Raw genomic sequence first — 14,976 nt, forward strand, 5'->3', positions numbered from 1 at the left:
AAAACCGCTCTCCTAACCTATAGTTGTACTGCCGACGCAACAATTCTAACCACATTTTTATTGTGGCTAACTGTTCTTTATTGGGCCTTAATTTATATTGGTAGGCAGTGCGCATGGTGGAAAATTTGTAGAAATGTCCTTTCTTTGGCTAGGTTTTTCAAAGGTGATGGTCTTTAGAGCTAGTTCAGGATTTTTTTATATAAAATCAAAAATATAAATTAATATAGTTGAGCTGATTGGACTTTACTTGAAAGAGACTTTGAATAATTTTTTGTCCCTGGATGAGAGTAAAGTTTTGTCAGCTAGTTCTCTACATTTCTCAAATTATATTATATTTTTTTTGAAATTAGCAAGCCTTCTTGTATCAAAAAATAGTTATATTGTCAATTATCCGACTGCTGTTTATCTGCTACAAATATCCTGCTCTAAATCAGATTTTTTAGTTTATCTCAACTAACATCAGTCAAAAGTAACAAAAATTGCTATAATTCTCGGCATCTACTACCTCTGTGTTTCCCTTACTAACCCAATATGACTTTTCTAATCTTCTTCATCGGGAGGAGAGCTAAGAGAATTTTTATGAGGAAATAAAGTTTTCATCATCCTATTTACATAATCTTGTCCGTAGATTGGAGTTTTCGTGGTTTCAGGTGCTTCTTCTTGTAGTTGAGTTTTAGCCTGCTCAATTTTATTTTGAGTTTCTTCTTCATTTTTAGCTTTTTCTTGGTCTGGTGATGAAGAATTATTTGTTAATTCTTGATTAACAAGGGCATTAGAATTATCATTTTCAGGTTCAGTTTTTTTGAAAAATTGATAATTACTGTTTAGTCCTTGATGATTACCTGGATACTTAAAAGTACTTTTCTGAGCAATATTTTCTTCATCCAATTCAGAACTACTGCCTAATTCCTGATGATTATCTGGATAATTAAAAGTACTTGTTTGAGCAATATTTTCTTCACTCAATTCAGAACTACTGCCTAATTCCTGATGATTATCTGGATAATTAAAAGTACTCTTTTGAGATATTTCTTCTTCACTAAATTCAGGACTATTGCTTAATTCCTGATGATTATCTGGATAATTAAAAGTACTTTTCTGAGAGATTTTTTCTTCGCTCAATTCAGAACTACTGCTTAATTCCTGATGATTAATTAGAGGATTAAAAGTACTTGTTTGAGCAATATTTTCTTCATCCAATTCAGAACTACTGCCTAATTCCTGATGATTAATTAGAGGATTAAAAGTACTTGTTTGAGCAATATTTTCTTCATCCAATTCAGAACTACTGCCTAATTCCTGATGATTAATTAGAGGATTAAAAGTACTTGTTTGAGAAAGATTTTCTTCACTCAATTCAGAACTACTGCTTAATTCCGGGTCTACTGACAAATCATCATTACTTTTAGTAGTGGTTGTTATGTGTGGTGTTAAAACTGTTTGAGATGGAGGTTGAGATGGAGCTGTAGTAGAATTTTCTAAGATTTGTCGTCCAGACTCTCCTATAATAGAAGTAGGTTGTACAACTTGATTTGGTTCAACATCATGCTCTATAATCGTTGCCACTGAACCAATACAAGCATTAGCCCCTATTTTACTCTTACCAACTACTAACACTCCTGCACCAATGGTGACTCCCGACTCAACTTTAATGTTGCCCTGGTAAGCATGAAGAATAACTCCCATACCAATACAAACCCCTGTAGCAATAACTATCTGACAATCAGCAGCAGCTTGGAGAATGACCCCAGATGCGATCGCAACATTCGGCTCAATTTTTACATCACCACTAACAAAAGGTTCAGTATTATCAATTGGTTGTAGTGGTGTAAACTGCATAAATACTCCTTTCAAATATCCGACAGAAAGTCAAAAGTTCAAAGTTGTAACTTTTGACTTTCTGGTTTTTTTTACTTAGCCTTACCGTTAGGTTGCTGAATAATCATTTCTAAAACACGGCGTTTAGCTTGAGGATCGATACCAATTAAGCGGACATATTCTCCCTCGTGTTGAGCTAGAGTTTCCTCAATAGCTGGGAAAACATCAGCATCACGTTTGCCATTAATTTGAGTATCAGTTTTCCAAGAGCTAGTCTTGAAACGGCGTTGGTCTGCATACTCTGTACCTATTTTGTAGCCACTCGCAATCAAAGAGCGAACTTGTTCTACAACCTCTTGAGTTAGCTTCTGGGTACTAGCAGTAGCTGTTACACTATTATATGATGGTTGATAACTATTGCCTGCTCCATTAGAAGTTGTAGCTTGAGCTGTAGCAACTCCTTGGCGTTTGCCATTTGGCTCCTGAATCAATACTTCCAACACCCGACGTTTGGCAGCGGTATCAACACCAATTAAACGTACATATTCCCCACTATAATGTGCCAAAGCTGCTTCTAATTCCTCTATTGCTTGTGCAGTGGTTTGTGCTGATATTGGAGCGCTCTGCCAAGAACTGGTCTTAAAGCGACGTGCATTAGCGTGTTCTATGCTGACGCGATATCCTTGATTAAATAGTGAACCTACTTGAGCTAAAACGTCCTGACTTAATCCTATATTCGCACTACCTTGACTGGTTTGAGCAGTAGTATTATAAATAGGAGGCTGACTATTGCCTGCTCCATTAGAAGCTGTAGCAACTCCTTGGCGTTTGCCATTTGGCTCCTGAATCAATACTTCCAACACCCGACGTTTGGCAGCAGGATCGACACCAATTAAGCGTACATATTCCCCACTATACTGTGCCAAAGCTGCTTCTAACTCCTCTATTGCTTGTGCAGTAGTCTGTGCTGATATCGGAGCACTCTGCCAAGAGCTAGTCTTAAAACGACGTGTATTAGCGTGTTCTATGCCGATGCGATGTCCTTGATTAAATAGTGAACCTACTTGAGCTAAAACGTCCTGACTTAATCCTATCTTGACCGCACTACCTTGGCTATTTGCAGGAGTGTTAGCAGTGAAAGAGGCAACAGCAGATTGATTAATAGGGCGATCGCCAGGCTGTTGAACTAATGTTTCTACAACACGACGTCTAGCTACAGGGTCAACACCAATCAAACGTACATATTCACCGCTATGTTCTGCCAAAAACTGCTCTATAGCTGGTAATACTTGTGAGGCACTGCTTTCTGAAATAGTCGGACCATTTTGCCAAGAGCTAGTTTTAAAGCGACGTTCATTAGCATACTCAGTGCTAATTTTGTATCCTTGAGATAGCAAAGAGTTTACTTGCTCTACAACTTCTTGAGTTAATCCTGTGGTATTTGTTGTAGAAAGTTGACCGCCAAAAGCAGCGGGAACACTATAGTTACCAGTAGTCGATTTTTGAGGGATTTTTTTGCCATCAGGCCGTTGAATCATAATTGGAGAAATGCGGCGTTTGGCTTTGGGGTCAATACCAAACAGACGTACATATTCTCCAGCGTGTTCTTCTACACAAGCTTCTAGAGCTGCTACTACTTCTGAGGAATTTTTGCTTTGAATTGGAGAACAAGTTTTCCAGGAACCAGTTTTGAAGCGACGAACATCAGCGTGTTCTGTGCCAATATCGTATCCTTGAGATACTAGCTGTCTTACTTGAGCAACTACTTCTGGGGTTAAAGAGCCAGTTGGTACTAAAGAAGATTTGTAACTGTAACCGTTACCGTTACCGTAATTATTATTCATGTCAGTTTTAATAGGGGTAATACAGGATGTATTTTTTGCACAGAGATAACCTTGTCGTAAAGATTCGTTAATTCCCACCACATGATGGCTAAATTCCAGATCGGCTGGTTGTACATCTGGCAAACGGTCTGCTTGCTGTTGATTTGTAATAATTGCTCCTGAAGGTACATACTTACCAGGAGCAATTTCTACGTCTTGGATGAGAGCATGGAGCATCACGATACAGCCTTCACCAATACGGGCGTTAAATACTGTAGAGCGAAAGCCGATAAAAGATTCATCTCCGATATAGCAGGGGCCGTGAATTAGTGCTTTGTGGGTGATAGAAACATCTTTACCTATCCATACAGAATAGCTTTGGTTGTCATCTCCTACTACTCTTCCTTGTTCTAGGCCATGTATTACTACACCATCTTGGATATTGCTTCCTGCGCCGATAAAGAAGGGAGTACCTTCGTCAGCACGAATGGATGTACCGGGAGCTACTAATACATGGGATCCCATGCGAACATCTCCAATAACATTAGACATGGAGTGAACATAGGAGGTATTATCTATCTTTGGCTGTGCCAAACTTTTTGACCAGGGGGTTGGTGGAGCCGCTTCGTTGCGGTGTGGCATATTTTTTTTTCTCCTTCAGCTAATTGTTGGATGTTAGTGTACTAAATAAATTTCTTGCAGTTCAAGATTTCAACATCCAACAGTTCAAGCTATTGGTAGTTAATGGACTGTTTAACGATATTGGTCTTTTTTACCGTAGATCATGCTATTGTCCACTGTGATTGTGTCAATAATTGCGACTACTCTGGCATCTATAGGCAGTTGTTCACTACGAGGTATTTCACGAGCTGCTCCGCCTCGACTAACCAGAACCCATTCATCTATTCCGGCTCCGACATTATCGGCAGCTACTTCATATTTAGGCAATGGATGGCCTTCTTCGTCTATGAATTGCAGCATAAGTAGCTTTGTTCCTTGTAAACTAGGCTCTTTTTGGGTGCTAACAACAGTGCCACGAACTTTGGCAATTTGCATGATCTCTAATTTAATTACATGATTTCAGATATTAGATTTTAGATTGAAATCTGAAAAGTTTTTTTCACTCTCAGTTTGATTATGTGCTAGAATTTAATCGCTAATGCTCGCTAATATTTCCTGTTTTTACCTAGAAGGGCTAAATTTTTCTATTCTGTAGGATGTCACGCTCATACCTGAGTGCCATAACATAATACCCTTCAGCTTTAAGTAAATATTGACTGATAATTGCTGGGGGCTTTGATATATTGACTGCTGCATCCTAAGATATTTTTCAGATGTGAAAAATTTCAGCTTTCAGCGATCAGACTAAAAACAAAAACTATTTTACAGTTCTACAGTCAGGATTGAGGATTCAATAAACTCCAGAAGTTTACGAATGGAATTATATCTGTTGAAGGTATACTCCATTTAACTCTTGTAGATAATAAAATCCTCACTCCCAGGAACACAGCTTTTAAAAGTTGGAAATTTACCGAATAATTAATTATTAATTATTAATTATTCTGGTTTAAAGCCTCCCCTTTTAAGGAAAAAAAAGAAATAATATTTCCTTATATTCAATTCCGTAACGGTTTTAACCAGAGGTAATTATCAATTATCCATTATCAATTGTCAATTAATGAACTACTGCTGTTTTACTCTAGGAACCACTTTCTAGTACAGGATGGCAGAAATAACTAACCAGCTACAAAATCCTAAAAGCCTTACCAATCAATACTTTTGACTTTTGACTTTTGACTTTTGACTTTTAACTTCCGCGTAGCGGCACTAGGTAAATTCTCTTTTTCAGTTCAATCTCAAAACCTGCTATCCGCAATCAAGTTATGGTCTATTTACTGGACGAACAGCGTTGGTGCTGTCACGAAATTGTTCTACTTCTTCTGTATAACGAATAGGTAAAACATACTCTAGGTTTTCATGGGGACGAGCGATGATATGGGTAGACATTGTTTGGCCTCCATTCACCCGCTTGACGTTATCAACTCCTGCTGCTACTGAAGCTTGTACTTCTGATACATCTCCGCGAATGATTACAGTTACCCGACCACTACCAATCTTTTCATAGCCAACAAGGGTGACTCGTGCAGCTTTCACCATTGCATCTGCTGCTTCTACGACTGCTGGAAAGCCTAGGGTTTCTACCATCCCGACGGCAATTGACATTATTCTTACTCCGTGATATTCTTTTGCTTTACTTGTATATGTATTGACTTTATTCTAGCTATGGCTATTTGGAATAATAATTGCTTTTCCAAATAATGCTCTAAGTTGGGGAGTGATTAATTCCTAAATTTACTAGAATTTTAGATGATAATTTTTGAAGGCTTTCCCTGGAATGGGCAATCTCTTAAATAATGATTGCCCTAAGATCTTAGGGTAAAGTTGGTGTTTTTTCTTACAGAACCTAAAGCACGATCCTAAAGCTTGTGAAAGTCAAGCATTATTAGTCACAGATGTAGATTTTTGATCTGCAAAGTTACTTAGCTCTAAGATTTTAATCATTATATTTGCAGTTATCTGCAAAAAAAACTTTTTATCAACCAGTTCTAGTCAAAATACTTGTAGTAATTCTCACTGCCTCAAATGAGTCTTGCTAACTAATAAGTTCGGAACTGATCGACTTCTTCAGTATATCGAATTGGCAATACATACTCTAAGTTTTCGTGGGGACGAGCAATGATATGAGTTGATACTACCTCACCACCGTTAACTCGTTTGGCTGATTCTATACCTGCAGCAACAGAAGCTTGTACTTCTGATACATCTCCTCGGACAATTACTGTTACACGAGCACTACCAATTTTCTCGTAACCGACCAGAGTAACTCTAGCTGCTTTAACCATAGCATCAGCAGCCTCTACTACCGCTGGAAACCCTCTAGTTTCAATCATTCCCACAGCAATTGGCATTTATTTTCCTCCTATTGACCAATAGTTAACTTAAGCATTGAGGCCAGTGTTGTCTCTAGATAGTTTTCAAGGGAATTCCCATTATTATGATTAAATCTATCAAATGCTATAGTTTTAGCATAGAGAAACATGGCATCGTTGACAATAGCAACTATCATCATAATTCATAATTGCAGGTATTTATAAAAATAAATTAGCTAAGCTTGAAATCTTTGGACTTAATGACTTAATTACTAATTCTAGCGATCCTCAGCCTCCAGATACCAATCCTAAATTTTTTTTTATTACTTTTGGAACCATGGTCTGTAAGTAGCAAAAAAATCAGTACATATACTTATAATAAGTTGAACCTATATTAATAATATATATTTATTTTTAACAGTAAAGGTAAATAAATAATAAATCATGGAATTTCTGACTCAAAACTGTTGGTGGATACCTTTTTATGGTTTAATTGGATCAATTTTGACTTTACCCTGGTCAACAGGGATAATTCGACGCACGGGACCACGGCCAGCAGCTTATTTTAATATCTTGATGACGTTATTGGCCTTTATTCATGGTTCCATTGTTTATCAAGCTGTTTGTCACCAAGAACCACGAGAAATCATATTCAACTGGCTACAAACGGCAGACCTCAACTTATCTTTTGCCTTTAATATCTCATCTGTAACCGTTGGAGCAATGACTGTTGTGACGGGTTTCAGTCTATTAGCCCAACTTTATGCTTTGGGATATTTAGAAAAGGATTGGGCACTAGCCAGATTTTTTGGACTAATGGGATTTTTTGAGGCAGCAATGAGTGGCTTAACAATTAGTGACTCTTTGTTCATTTCCTATACTTTGCTAGAAATGCTGACTCTCTCTACTTATTTGTTAGTAGGTTTCTGGTATGCTCAACCCCTGGTCGTAACAGCAGCTAGAGATGCGTTTTTAACGAAGCGAGTCGGAGATGTTTTACTACTGATGGGAGTAGTTGCCATATCAGCTTTGGCTGGCAGTATGAATTTTACTGACCTATATGAATGGGCTGAAAGAGTAGAACTTTCTCCTATTACTGGTAATTTGTTAGGGTTGGCTTTGATTGCGGGGCCAATAGGTAAATGCGCTCAATTTCCTCTGCATCTATGGTTGGATAAGGCAATGGAAGGGCCAAACCCAGCTTCAATTTTGCGGAATACTGTGGTGGTTGCCATGGGAGCTTATGTACTGATCCAAATGCAGCCGATTTTAATTATTGCTCCTATAGCTCTAGATGTATTAGTGGTGATCGGAACTATAACTGCGATCGGAGCTTCTCTTGTTGCTTTAGCTCAAATTGACCTTAAGCGTGCTTTGTCTCATTCTACCAGTGCTTACCTCGGTTTAGTGTTTATTTCTGTTGGTACACAATGGACTGGTTTTGGCTTACTATTACTTTTAGCTCATTGCATTGCTAAAGCGCTATTATTTATGAGTGCTGGAGGAGTAATTTTGACTACAAATAGCCAAGACCTTACAGAAATGGGGGGTTTGGGGTCTCGAATGCCAGTTACGACAACTTCTTTCTTAGTAGGTACTGCAGGTTTAATCGGATTATTACCTTTAGGGGGTTTCTGGGCATTACGACAAGGTTTAGATGTGTTTTGGATTATCGATCCTTGGGTTGTACCTGTTTTGTTATTTGTTAATTTCTTGACTGCTTTAAATTTAACCCGTGTTTACCGTTTGGTGTTCTTGGGTGAAACTCAACCGAAAACAAAACGCGCACCAGAGGTTCCCTGGCCAATGGCTGTACCGATGGTATCGTTAATTATTACTACTCTACTCACACCGATAATGATGCAACGGTTATCACTATTGCCTGACTGGGGTTATATTAATATAGCTGTTGTGATTTTGTTAGTTGCATCTGGTTTGATTGGTGTTATTTTTGGTAGCATCATGGAGTTAGGCAGAATTTGGTCTCGACCAGTATATGCTCCTTTGCGTTTTGTTCAAGATTTGCTTGCTTATGATTTCTATATCGATCGTTTCTACGATGTAACTGTGGTATTTGCGGTTAGCCAACTTTCAAGGTTAAATGCTTGGGTTGACCGTTATATTGTTGATGGAGTTGTTAATTTAGTTGGTTTGGCAACGATTTTTAGTGGGGAGGGTTTGAAGTATGGGGTCTCTGGTAAAGGTCAATCTTATGTGCTTACTATTCTGATAGGGGTTGGTGTATTGGGGGTTTTGGCACTGTGGTTGATTGATTTTAGCTTTTGAAGGTAAGGAAGAAGGGTTAGAGCGGAAGGGTTAGAGCAGAAGGGTTAGAGCGGAAGGGTTAGAGCGGAAGGGCGAAAAACGTTTTGGTATTAGTGCTTTTACTCAAGTTCTTATCCATAAATATTCAAATATTTCTTCCTGTTGCTTATTCCCTATTTTCTAGAGATATGTATTAGAGTTGTCGCTTTATAACTTAAAAAAATCCCAAAAACCTTGTTTTGCAAGGATTGTAGCTATTGGATGGCAAAAATGCGTGGAATTATTGCTCTGTCTAGGTTAGAGTGATTTTTTCCCTTTATTTAGCGACAACTCTATTATCAGGACTTATGTAGTAGAAGGTATTTCCGTCCGCAGCGACCGACACCGGAAGTAATTTCAAGCACTACTTTTTCGTGCCTCGTGGGTCAGTCCTATTATATTAAACCTAAGTTTTGAGTATTTATAACGGTTTTCACAAAGGTAAACTACAAAACTTCTGCCTTCTGCTTTTAAGCCAAAATTTCTGTATTTTATGTTAATGAAAACTTTCTACTCCCTGCTCCCTATTTTTTGGAGATATCTTATGAATAACTTTTCCCCTCAAACTGAAAAACTTAACTTCTGGACGAAATTAGCTTATGGTGCTGGGGATTTGGGTCCGGCAATTTGTGCTAATATCCAGGTATTTTTCTTGCTGTTTTTTTTTACTAATGTTGCTGGTTTACCTGCTGGTATTGCGGGTAGTATTTTGATGATTGGTAAAATTTCTGATGCTATTAATGACCCGATAATTGGAGTGATGAGCGATCGCACTGTTCATCCTTGGGGTAGACGTTATCCTTGGATGGTTTTTGGTGCTATTCCTTTTGGGATTTTATTTTTTTTGCAGTGGATAGTTCCTAGTACGAATCAATCTTTTTTATTTTGGTATTATGTGATAATTGCTATTTTATTTAATCTTGCTTATACAGTTGTCAATCTTCCCTACGCTGCTTTGACTCCTGAGTTAACACAAAATTACCATGAACGAACAAGTTTAAATAGTTTCCGATTTGCTTTTTCTATTAGTGGTAGTATTCTTTCTTTAGTTCTTGCTCAATTAATTTTTTCTATTTTCCCAGATAATCCTATTCAACAATATATAGTTTTGGGTATTGTCTGTGCAATAATTGCTGTTTTACCTATTTATTGGTGTTTTTTGGGGACTCGTAAACGGACACTTTCTGTTAATAAAAAACAGGAGGAAGATAATAATACTAATTTACCTATTGTTGAACAAATTCGAGTGGCTTTTAGTAATGGTCCGTTTCTATTTGTAATTGGAATTTATCTGTGTTCTTGGTTGGGGGTGCAATTAACTGCTTCGATTTTGCCTTATTTTGTAATTAATTGGATGGGATTACTAGAAGCGACTTTTCCTCAAGTAGCGATCGCTGTTCAAGGTACTGCTTTAACTATGTTATTTGTTTGGAGTTTTGTTAGTAAAAAACTGGGGAAGAAAGCTGTTTATTTTATGGGTGTTTGTTTGTGGATAATTGCTCAGGGTGGGTTATTTTTTATTCAACCTGGACAGGTTGGTTTATTGTATTTTTTGGCAATAATGGCTGGCTTTGGAGTGTCAATTGCTTATTTAGTTCCTTGGTCAATGATTCCTGATGTTATTGATTTGGATGAGTTAAATACTGGGCAAAGAAGGGAGGGAATTTTTTATTCTTTTATGGTTTTTTTGCAGAAGGTAGGGTTAGCTATTGGATTGTTTTTGGTAGGGGTAGCTTTGGATATTGCTGGGTTTATTGAAAGTATTCCTGGGGAGACTCCACCTATTCAACCGGAGTCTGCTCTTTTGGCAATTCGAGTGGCAATTGGTCCGTTACCCACTGTGTTTTTAGTGGTTGGATTATTGTTGGCTTATTTATATCCTATTACGCGGGAAGTACATGATGAAATATTGTTGAAGTTGAGGGAGAGGAAACAAAATTTAACAACTAATAGTGATTAATTAAGGTGGTTGGATTTTGTAAATTAGTAGCTATTAGGATTAAGGTTTTTAATAGAATTAAATACTATCTGTGCTCTAAAAAAAACTTATTAATTTGTAGATTAATACTGGGTTATAATTAAGGGATTATCTACGACTATATGGATGAAATAGGTCGAAATTATTATTCTAATTTAAAACTATTTAAGCACACTTAATATTGTCAATAGCCTAGGGATTTATATCATGTCCCTCCAAGGGTAAGGTCAATATATTCTATACTACAACATTATACAAGATGTTGATCCTGAGCGGTTATTATATTTAGCAATTGCAGAAAGTATTTTCGAAGAGTTTTTTACTGAACCTATTGGTCAAATTTTATTAAAAAATCAACGGCTGAGTTTAATAACTTTTGACGCCAAATAGGAGGTTATTTGTGAATGGATACCATAAATAATTAGGGTTTGCTGAATAAAGTCTGTTGGTAGGGGTAGGAGACAGGAGACAGGAGGCAGGAGACAGGAGACAGGAGACAGGAGAAATGGGGAATGAGCGAGGAGGCAGTAGGAAGAATTATCCCTTGATTTTTCTGCCATAATCATCCCAAAATACTAGCTTTTTGAGCTTGAGCGACCGAAAAACTTGCACTTTTTTCGACAAAAAAAGGCTGAAACCAATATCAGTCAATGCTTTGATATTTAATCAGCAAGCCCTAATTATCATCAAATTATTACTAAAATTTTGGGAGAATATGCTAATTTACCCTATGCTCACGGTAATACCATTTCTCCATGAAGTTGCGCTTAATAAAAGATAACAGCTATTAGTAAAATTCAGGTTTGGGTCAGAATTATTAAGCGCATTATTAGAGAGAAATGGTATAACTTAGAACGAAAGTTGATTGTTGGTCAAAACTACAAAAATTATTTATTATTAACAGTAGGATATTTGAAAGGAAAAAGAGTTCATGGTTGTGTGGTTTACTTGGAAATTATTAATGAGAAAATCTGGATTCACGAGGATGGATTAGAAGATGGAATTGCGTTAGATTTAGTTAGAGCAGGTATTCCTAAAAATAAAATTGTATTAGGGTTTCATCCACCATAAGTGCGACCTTTAACAAAATTTGCAGTTAACTAAAATTAGGTAAAATTACGAAAATTATCAACGATATTCAAATTGCTTCTATTGCTTTAGTAAATAATTTAATATTAGTTACTCATAATGTTAGAGAATTTAGCCTAATTTAAGGGTTAAAAATTGAAGATTGGGAAGCAGAATAATAGGTAAGTCTAACAGGCAATGAGGAAATAATATTAAATCCGCTGATTGTCATACAATGCTTAAGGACGAATAGCCATTCGCCCCTACAATATAGACTCTTATCTTTAATATTGAATAACACCGATGCTACCGGATTTGATATAAACCTTTGAATACTTTTACTGAAGTAATAGAGACTTTTCGTAAAGCTATTTCTTTCCGTTTTTTTTGATTGGTTGATTAACAATACTGATTTATTTACCTCTGATAAAGAGAGTTTAAGTTATATCAAAGCTCAACAATTGTTTAAGTCCTAATATCAGCTAATCACACTCAACCAAATTCCCAGCAGAAACAAACCCAGATAGAGGAGAAGTAATTTCTACCCACTTACGTTTTTCTCCATTTCGGTCGGGAATTAAACGATAATTTTCCACAAGGGTAAGCTGACTATTAACAGGAACTTTTCCTTTATATTCGGATCGTCTAGTAGCATTTGTCCGTACTGCTAAACCGCGTGGTGCTTTTTTACTATCAATTTGACGACATAAATTTCGATCTACTTGTGATGTGGACTCATTAGGAGACGGTGTTTCTGTGGGCAAATTATCAACAGAAGTATTTTGATCGGAAGGTTCCGTTGGAGTTTCTGTAGCTACTTCAGAACATTCTATTAAATTATTTTCATTGCCTGGAAAACCTCTAGAAACAAACCCTGAAATAGGAGCAGTAATTTCTACCCAAGTACGACCTGCTGGACCTCTAATATTGCGATAACCTTCTATTAATTTCACTTGTTGATTTGCATCTACGGTGCCTACTGTGGGAGAATTTGGGGTCGGTCTTTTTTGAACGATTAAACCTTGTTCGTCATTAACTTGACGACATAAACTAGCAGTTTCTTGAGATGTTTGAGCTATTTTCATGGTTGTAGCGATCGCTCTTTTGGGAACACCGAGGGCGATCGTTAGTATTAATGTTAGCAATGCCACTGGTTGACGCATATTTTGTCAAAAGTTAAAAGTAATTTCAAGCTCAGTAGGTTGGGTTGAGGAACGAAACCCAACATATATTAGGATATAGAACTTAGGCAGGTACGTTACTAAAACCCCATCCCACAGCACCCGGTGCGTTAGGTGTAAAATCGACCATTATTTCAACTGAATTTTGCCCCCCTAGCTCTCCAACTTTGGGGGGAACAAGAGTCAATTTGCTTCTAAAAGTCCCCCAATTTTGGGGGATTTAGGGGGCAATGCCGATCGCTATTTAAAACTGCTGCAAAAAACGTAAGTCGCTGGCATAAACTCGCCGAATATCATCTATTTGATGCAAAACCATGGCAAATCTTTCTACGCCAAAACCTGCGGCAAAACCTGTATATTTTTCTGGATCATAACCTACTGCTTCTAATACGTTGGGGTCTACCATTCCACATCCTAATACTTCTAACCATTTGCCATTCCACTGCAAATCTACTTCTGCTGAGGGTTCGGTGAATGGGAAGTAGCTGGCACGGAAACGAATGGGGAGGTCTCCGAACATTTGTCTGAGGAATTCTTTGATGGTTCCTTTGAGGTCTGAAAATCTTAGTCCTTCGTCTACTGCTAATAGTTCGAGTTGATGGAATACTGCTGCGTGGGTGGCGTCTACTGTGTCGCGTCGATAAACACGACCGGGGGCTATAATTCGCATGGGGGGTTCGTGGTTTTTCATGTAACGGATCTGGACTGAGGAGGTATGGGTCCGCATTAAGTTACCGTCTGGTAGGTAGAAGGTATCTTGCATATCTCTGGCAGGGTGGTCTGGTGGTGTATTTAAGGCTTCAAAGTTGTAGTAGTCGGTTTCCATTTCTGGACCTGTGGCCACTGTGTAGCCTAAGCCAATGAATATTTCTAGGGCACGGTCTATGAGGTTGTTGAGTGGATGGATTTTTCCTTGGGGACGATATACTCCTGGCATGGATACATCTAGGGTTTCGGCTTGGAGTTTGGCTGCTATTTCTGCTGTTTTGAGGTTTGTCCGCTTTTGGTCTAGGTTGCTCTGGATGGCTTGTTTGACTTCGTTGGCGATCGCTCCTACTTTTGGTCGTTCTTCTGGGCTGAGTTTGCCCATGCCTCCCAGGATTTTGGATACTTGGCCTTTTTTGCCCAGGTAGTTAATTCTTAGTTCTTCTAGTTTTTCTAGGTTTTCTGTTGTGGCGATCGCTTCTGTTGCTGTTTGGCGTAGTTCTGTTAGTTGAGTTTCTATTTCTGTTAGTTGGGTTGCCATGGTTTGTTATTTTTTTTGTGCTTTTAACTGTAGAATATTTTTTAGTTGAATAAATAGTCATGTATATGGGCAAGTAAACCCCAATATAATTATTCTATCTGATTTTTTGTTAAAGTTCAACTCAATTTTTGAGTCGGCCGGGCTTTTTTTGGGTGCTTCTCGGGATGTAGTTGATCAAGGTGTTCGCGATAGTATGGTTTTTTTATTTTTTTGTGCTTTTAACTGTAGAATCTTTTTTTAGTTGAATAAATAGTCATGTATATGGGCAAGTAAACCCCAATATAATTATTCTATCTGATTTTTTGTCAAAGTTCAACCCGATTTTTCATTCCCCCGGGCTTTTCTTGGAGTACTGCTCAGGATGAAGTTTGTTGAGGCGTTAACCGTAGTTGTGCTGGAGTAGGTGGTATGTTTTAATCCCTAGGGATTTGGTTTGGGAAAGAAAAGTGACGGGTGGAGCTTACTTGGGATTTGGTTTGGGAAAGTTGAATTTTTTCGATTTTTGTCGTTTACTCATAAGGGATTTGGTTTGGGAAAGAGTTCCGATATAGAAGTCCCACACAGCAAGGGTTCCAGACCCCCAATATACACGCCCCTTTGATTAATTTGTCAACAAGGAAAAATCTTG

13 protein-coding genes and 1 pseudogene are annotated in these 14,976 nt (G+C 37.7%); 4 read left to right on the plus strand and 10 right to left on the minus strand.

The window, feature by feature from the left end:
- The 8 genes and pseudogenes from F6K18_RS27490 to F6K18_RS27525 form a co-directional block, all read right to left on the minus strand.
- Window positions 1-115 (minus strand): helix-turn-helix domain-containing protein (locus F6K18_RS27490; RefSeq protein ID WP_287523231.1); only part of this gene is annotated, 115 nt, incomplete at its 3' end.
- A 425-nt stretch (window positions 116-540) separates the two neighbouring features.
- A complete protein-coding gene (locus tag F6K18_RS27495) occupies window positions 541-1,839 on the minus strand; it encodes a hypothetical protein (RefSeq protein ID WP_287525522.1) in 1,299 nt (432 codons plus the stop codon).
- 71 nt (window positions 1,840-1,910) lie between these two features.
- Window positions 1,911-2,681, minus strand: a complete 771-nt coding sequence (locus tag F6K18_RS37395) for a ribulose bisphosphate carboxylase small subunit (protein WP_287525575.1) — start codon at window positions 2,679-2,681, stop codon at window positions 1,911-1,913.
- Window positions 2,655-4,283: pseudogene (locus F6K18_RS27505) on the minus strand (ribulose bisphosphate carboxylase small subunit); the annotation flags it as partial. The pseudogene F6K18_RS27505 and the gene F6K18_RS37395, both read right to left, overlap by 27 nt.
- Before the next feature lie 111 nt (window positions 4,284-4,394).
- A complete protein-coding gene (locus F6K18_RS27510) occupies window positions 4,395-4,697 on the minus strand; it encodes a EutN/CcmL family microcompartment protein (protein WP_287525524.1) in 303 nt (100 codons plus the stop codon).
- A gap of 825 nt (window positions 4,698-5,522) precedes the next feature.
- Window positions 5,523-5,864, minus strand: a complete 342-nt coding sequence (locus F6K18_RS27515) for a carbon dioxide-concentrating mechanism protein CcmK (RefSeq protein WP_124146613.1) — start codon at window positions 5,862-5,864, stop codon at window positions 5,523-5,525.
- A 434-nt stretch (window positions 5,865-6,298) separates the two neighbouring features.
- Window positions 6,299-6,610 carry a carbon dioxide-concentrating mechanism protein CcmK gene (locus tag F6K18_RS27520; protein ID WP_124146612.1) on the minus strand — a complete coding sequence of 104 codons (312 nt, stop codon included), beginning with the start codon at window positions 6,608-6,610 and terminating at the stop codon, window positions 6,299-6,301.
- 11 nt (window positions 6,611-6,621) lie between these two features.
- Window positions 6,622-6,771 carry a hypothetical protein gene (locus F6K18_RS27525; protein WP_161564658.1) on the minus strand — a complete coding sequence of 50 codons (150 nt, stop codon included), beginning with the start codon at window positions 6,769-6,771 and terminating at the stop codon, window positions 6,622-6,624.
- Between the two features lie 241 nt (window positions 6,772-7,012).
- Between F6K18_RS27525 and F6K18_RS27530 the strand changes: the two genes are divergently transcribed.
- The 4 genes from F6K18_RS27530 to F6K18_RS27540 all read left to right on the plus strand — a co-directional run bounded on the left by F6K18_RS27530 (window position 7,013) and on the right by F6K18_RS27540 (window position 11,924).
- Window positions 7,013-8,857 (plus strand): NAD(P)H-quinone oxidoreductase subunit F, encoded by a 1,845-nt coding sequence (locus F6K18_RS27530; RefSeq protein WP_287525577.1) that lies wholly within the window; start codon window positions 7,013-7,015, stop codon window positions 8,855-8,857.
- Window positions 8,858-9,419: 562 nt separating this feature from the next.
- The gene (locus F6K18_RS27535; protein WP_353735196.1) at window positions 9,420-10,835 is read left to right on the plus strand and encodes an MFS transporter; all 1,416 of its coding nucleotides are present in this window, start codon (window positions 9,420-9,422) and stop codon (window positions 10,833-10,835) included.
- 252 nt (window positions 10,836-11,087) lie between these two features.
- Complete coding sequence (locus tag F6K18_RS36920) at window positions 11,088-11,243, plus strand: element excision factor XisH family protein (protein ID WP_353735197.1); 156 nt, start codon at window positions 11,088-11,090, stop codon at window positions 11,241-11,243.
- Window positions 11,244-11,681: 438 nt separating this feature from the next.
- Complete coding sequence (locus F6K18_RS27540) at window positions 11,682-11,924, plus strand: element excision factor XisI family protein (RefSeq protein ID WP_287525579.1); 243 nt, start codon at window positions 11,682-11,684, stop codon at window positions 11,922-11,924.
- A gap of 479 nt (window positions 11,925-12,403) precedes the next feature.
- Here F6K18_RS27540 and F6K18_RS27545 read toward each other — a convergent pair whose 3' ends face one another.
- Both F6K18_RS27545 and pheS read right to left on the minus strand, forming a co-directional pair.
- Window positions 12,404-13,084 carry an SH3 domain-containing protein gene (locus F6K18_RS27545; protein ID WP_287525529.1) on the minus strand — a complete coding sequence of 227 codons (681 nt, stop codon included), beginning with the start codon at window positions 13,082-13,084 and terminating at the stop codon, window positions 12,404-12,406.
- A gap of 262 nt (window positions 13,085-13,346) precedes the next feature.
- Window positions 13,347-14,348, minus strand: a complete 1,002-nt coding sequence (gene pheS / locus F6K18_RS27550) for a phenylalanine--tRNA ligase subunit alpha (protein ID WP_287525531.1) — start codon at window positions 14,346-14,348, stop codon at window positions 13,347-13,349.
- Window positions 14,349-14,976: the final 628 nt, after the last annotated feature.

Origin of the sequence: Okeania sp. SIO2C2 (genome assembly GCF_010692625.1) — a bacterium.
Lineage (GTDB): Bacteria > Cyanobacteriota > Cyanobacteriia > Cyanobacteriales > Microcoleaceae > Okeania > Okeania hirsuta.

Bases quoted from the DNA above. Each gene is read 5' to 3' on its own strand.
- F6K18_RS27495 (WP_287525522.1), bottom strand. From the start codon at position 1,839: ATGCAGTTTACACCACTACAACCAATTGATAATACTGAACCTTTTGTT.
- F6K18_RS27510 (WP_287525524.1), bottom strand. From the start codon at position 4,697: ATGCAAATTGCCAAAGTTCGTGGCACTGTTGTTAGCACCCAAAAAGAG.
- F6K18_RS27515 (WP_124146613.1), bottom strand. From the start codon at position 5,864: ATGTCAATTGCCGTCGGGATGGTAGAAACCCTAGGCTTTCCAGCAGTC.
- F6K18_RS27520 (WP_124146612.1), bottom strand. From the start codon at position 6,610: ATGCCAATTGCTGTGGGAATGATTGAAACTAGAGGGTTTCCAGCGGTA.
- F6K18_RS27525 (WP_161564658.1), bottom strand. From the start codon at position 6,771: ATGATGATAGTTGCTATTGTCAACGATGCCATGTTTCTCTATGCTAAA.
- F6K18_RS27535 (WP_353735196.1), top strand. From the start codon at position 9,420: ATGAATAACTTTTCCCCTCAAACTGAAAAACTTAACTTCTGGACGAAA.
- F6K18_RS27545 (WP_287525529.1), bottom strand. From the start codon at position 13,084: ATGCGTCAACCAGTGGCATTGCTAACATTAATACTAACGATCGCCCTC.
- pheS (WP_287525531.1), bottom strand. From the start codon at position 14,348: ATGGCAACCCAACTAACAGAAATAGAAACTCAACTAACAGAACTACGC.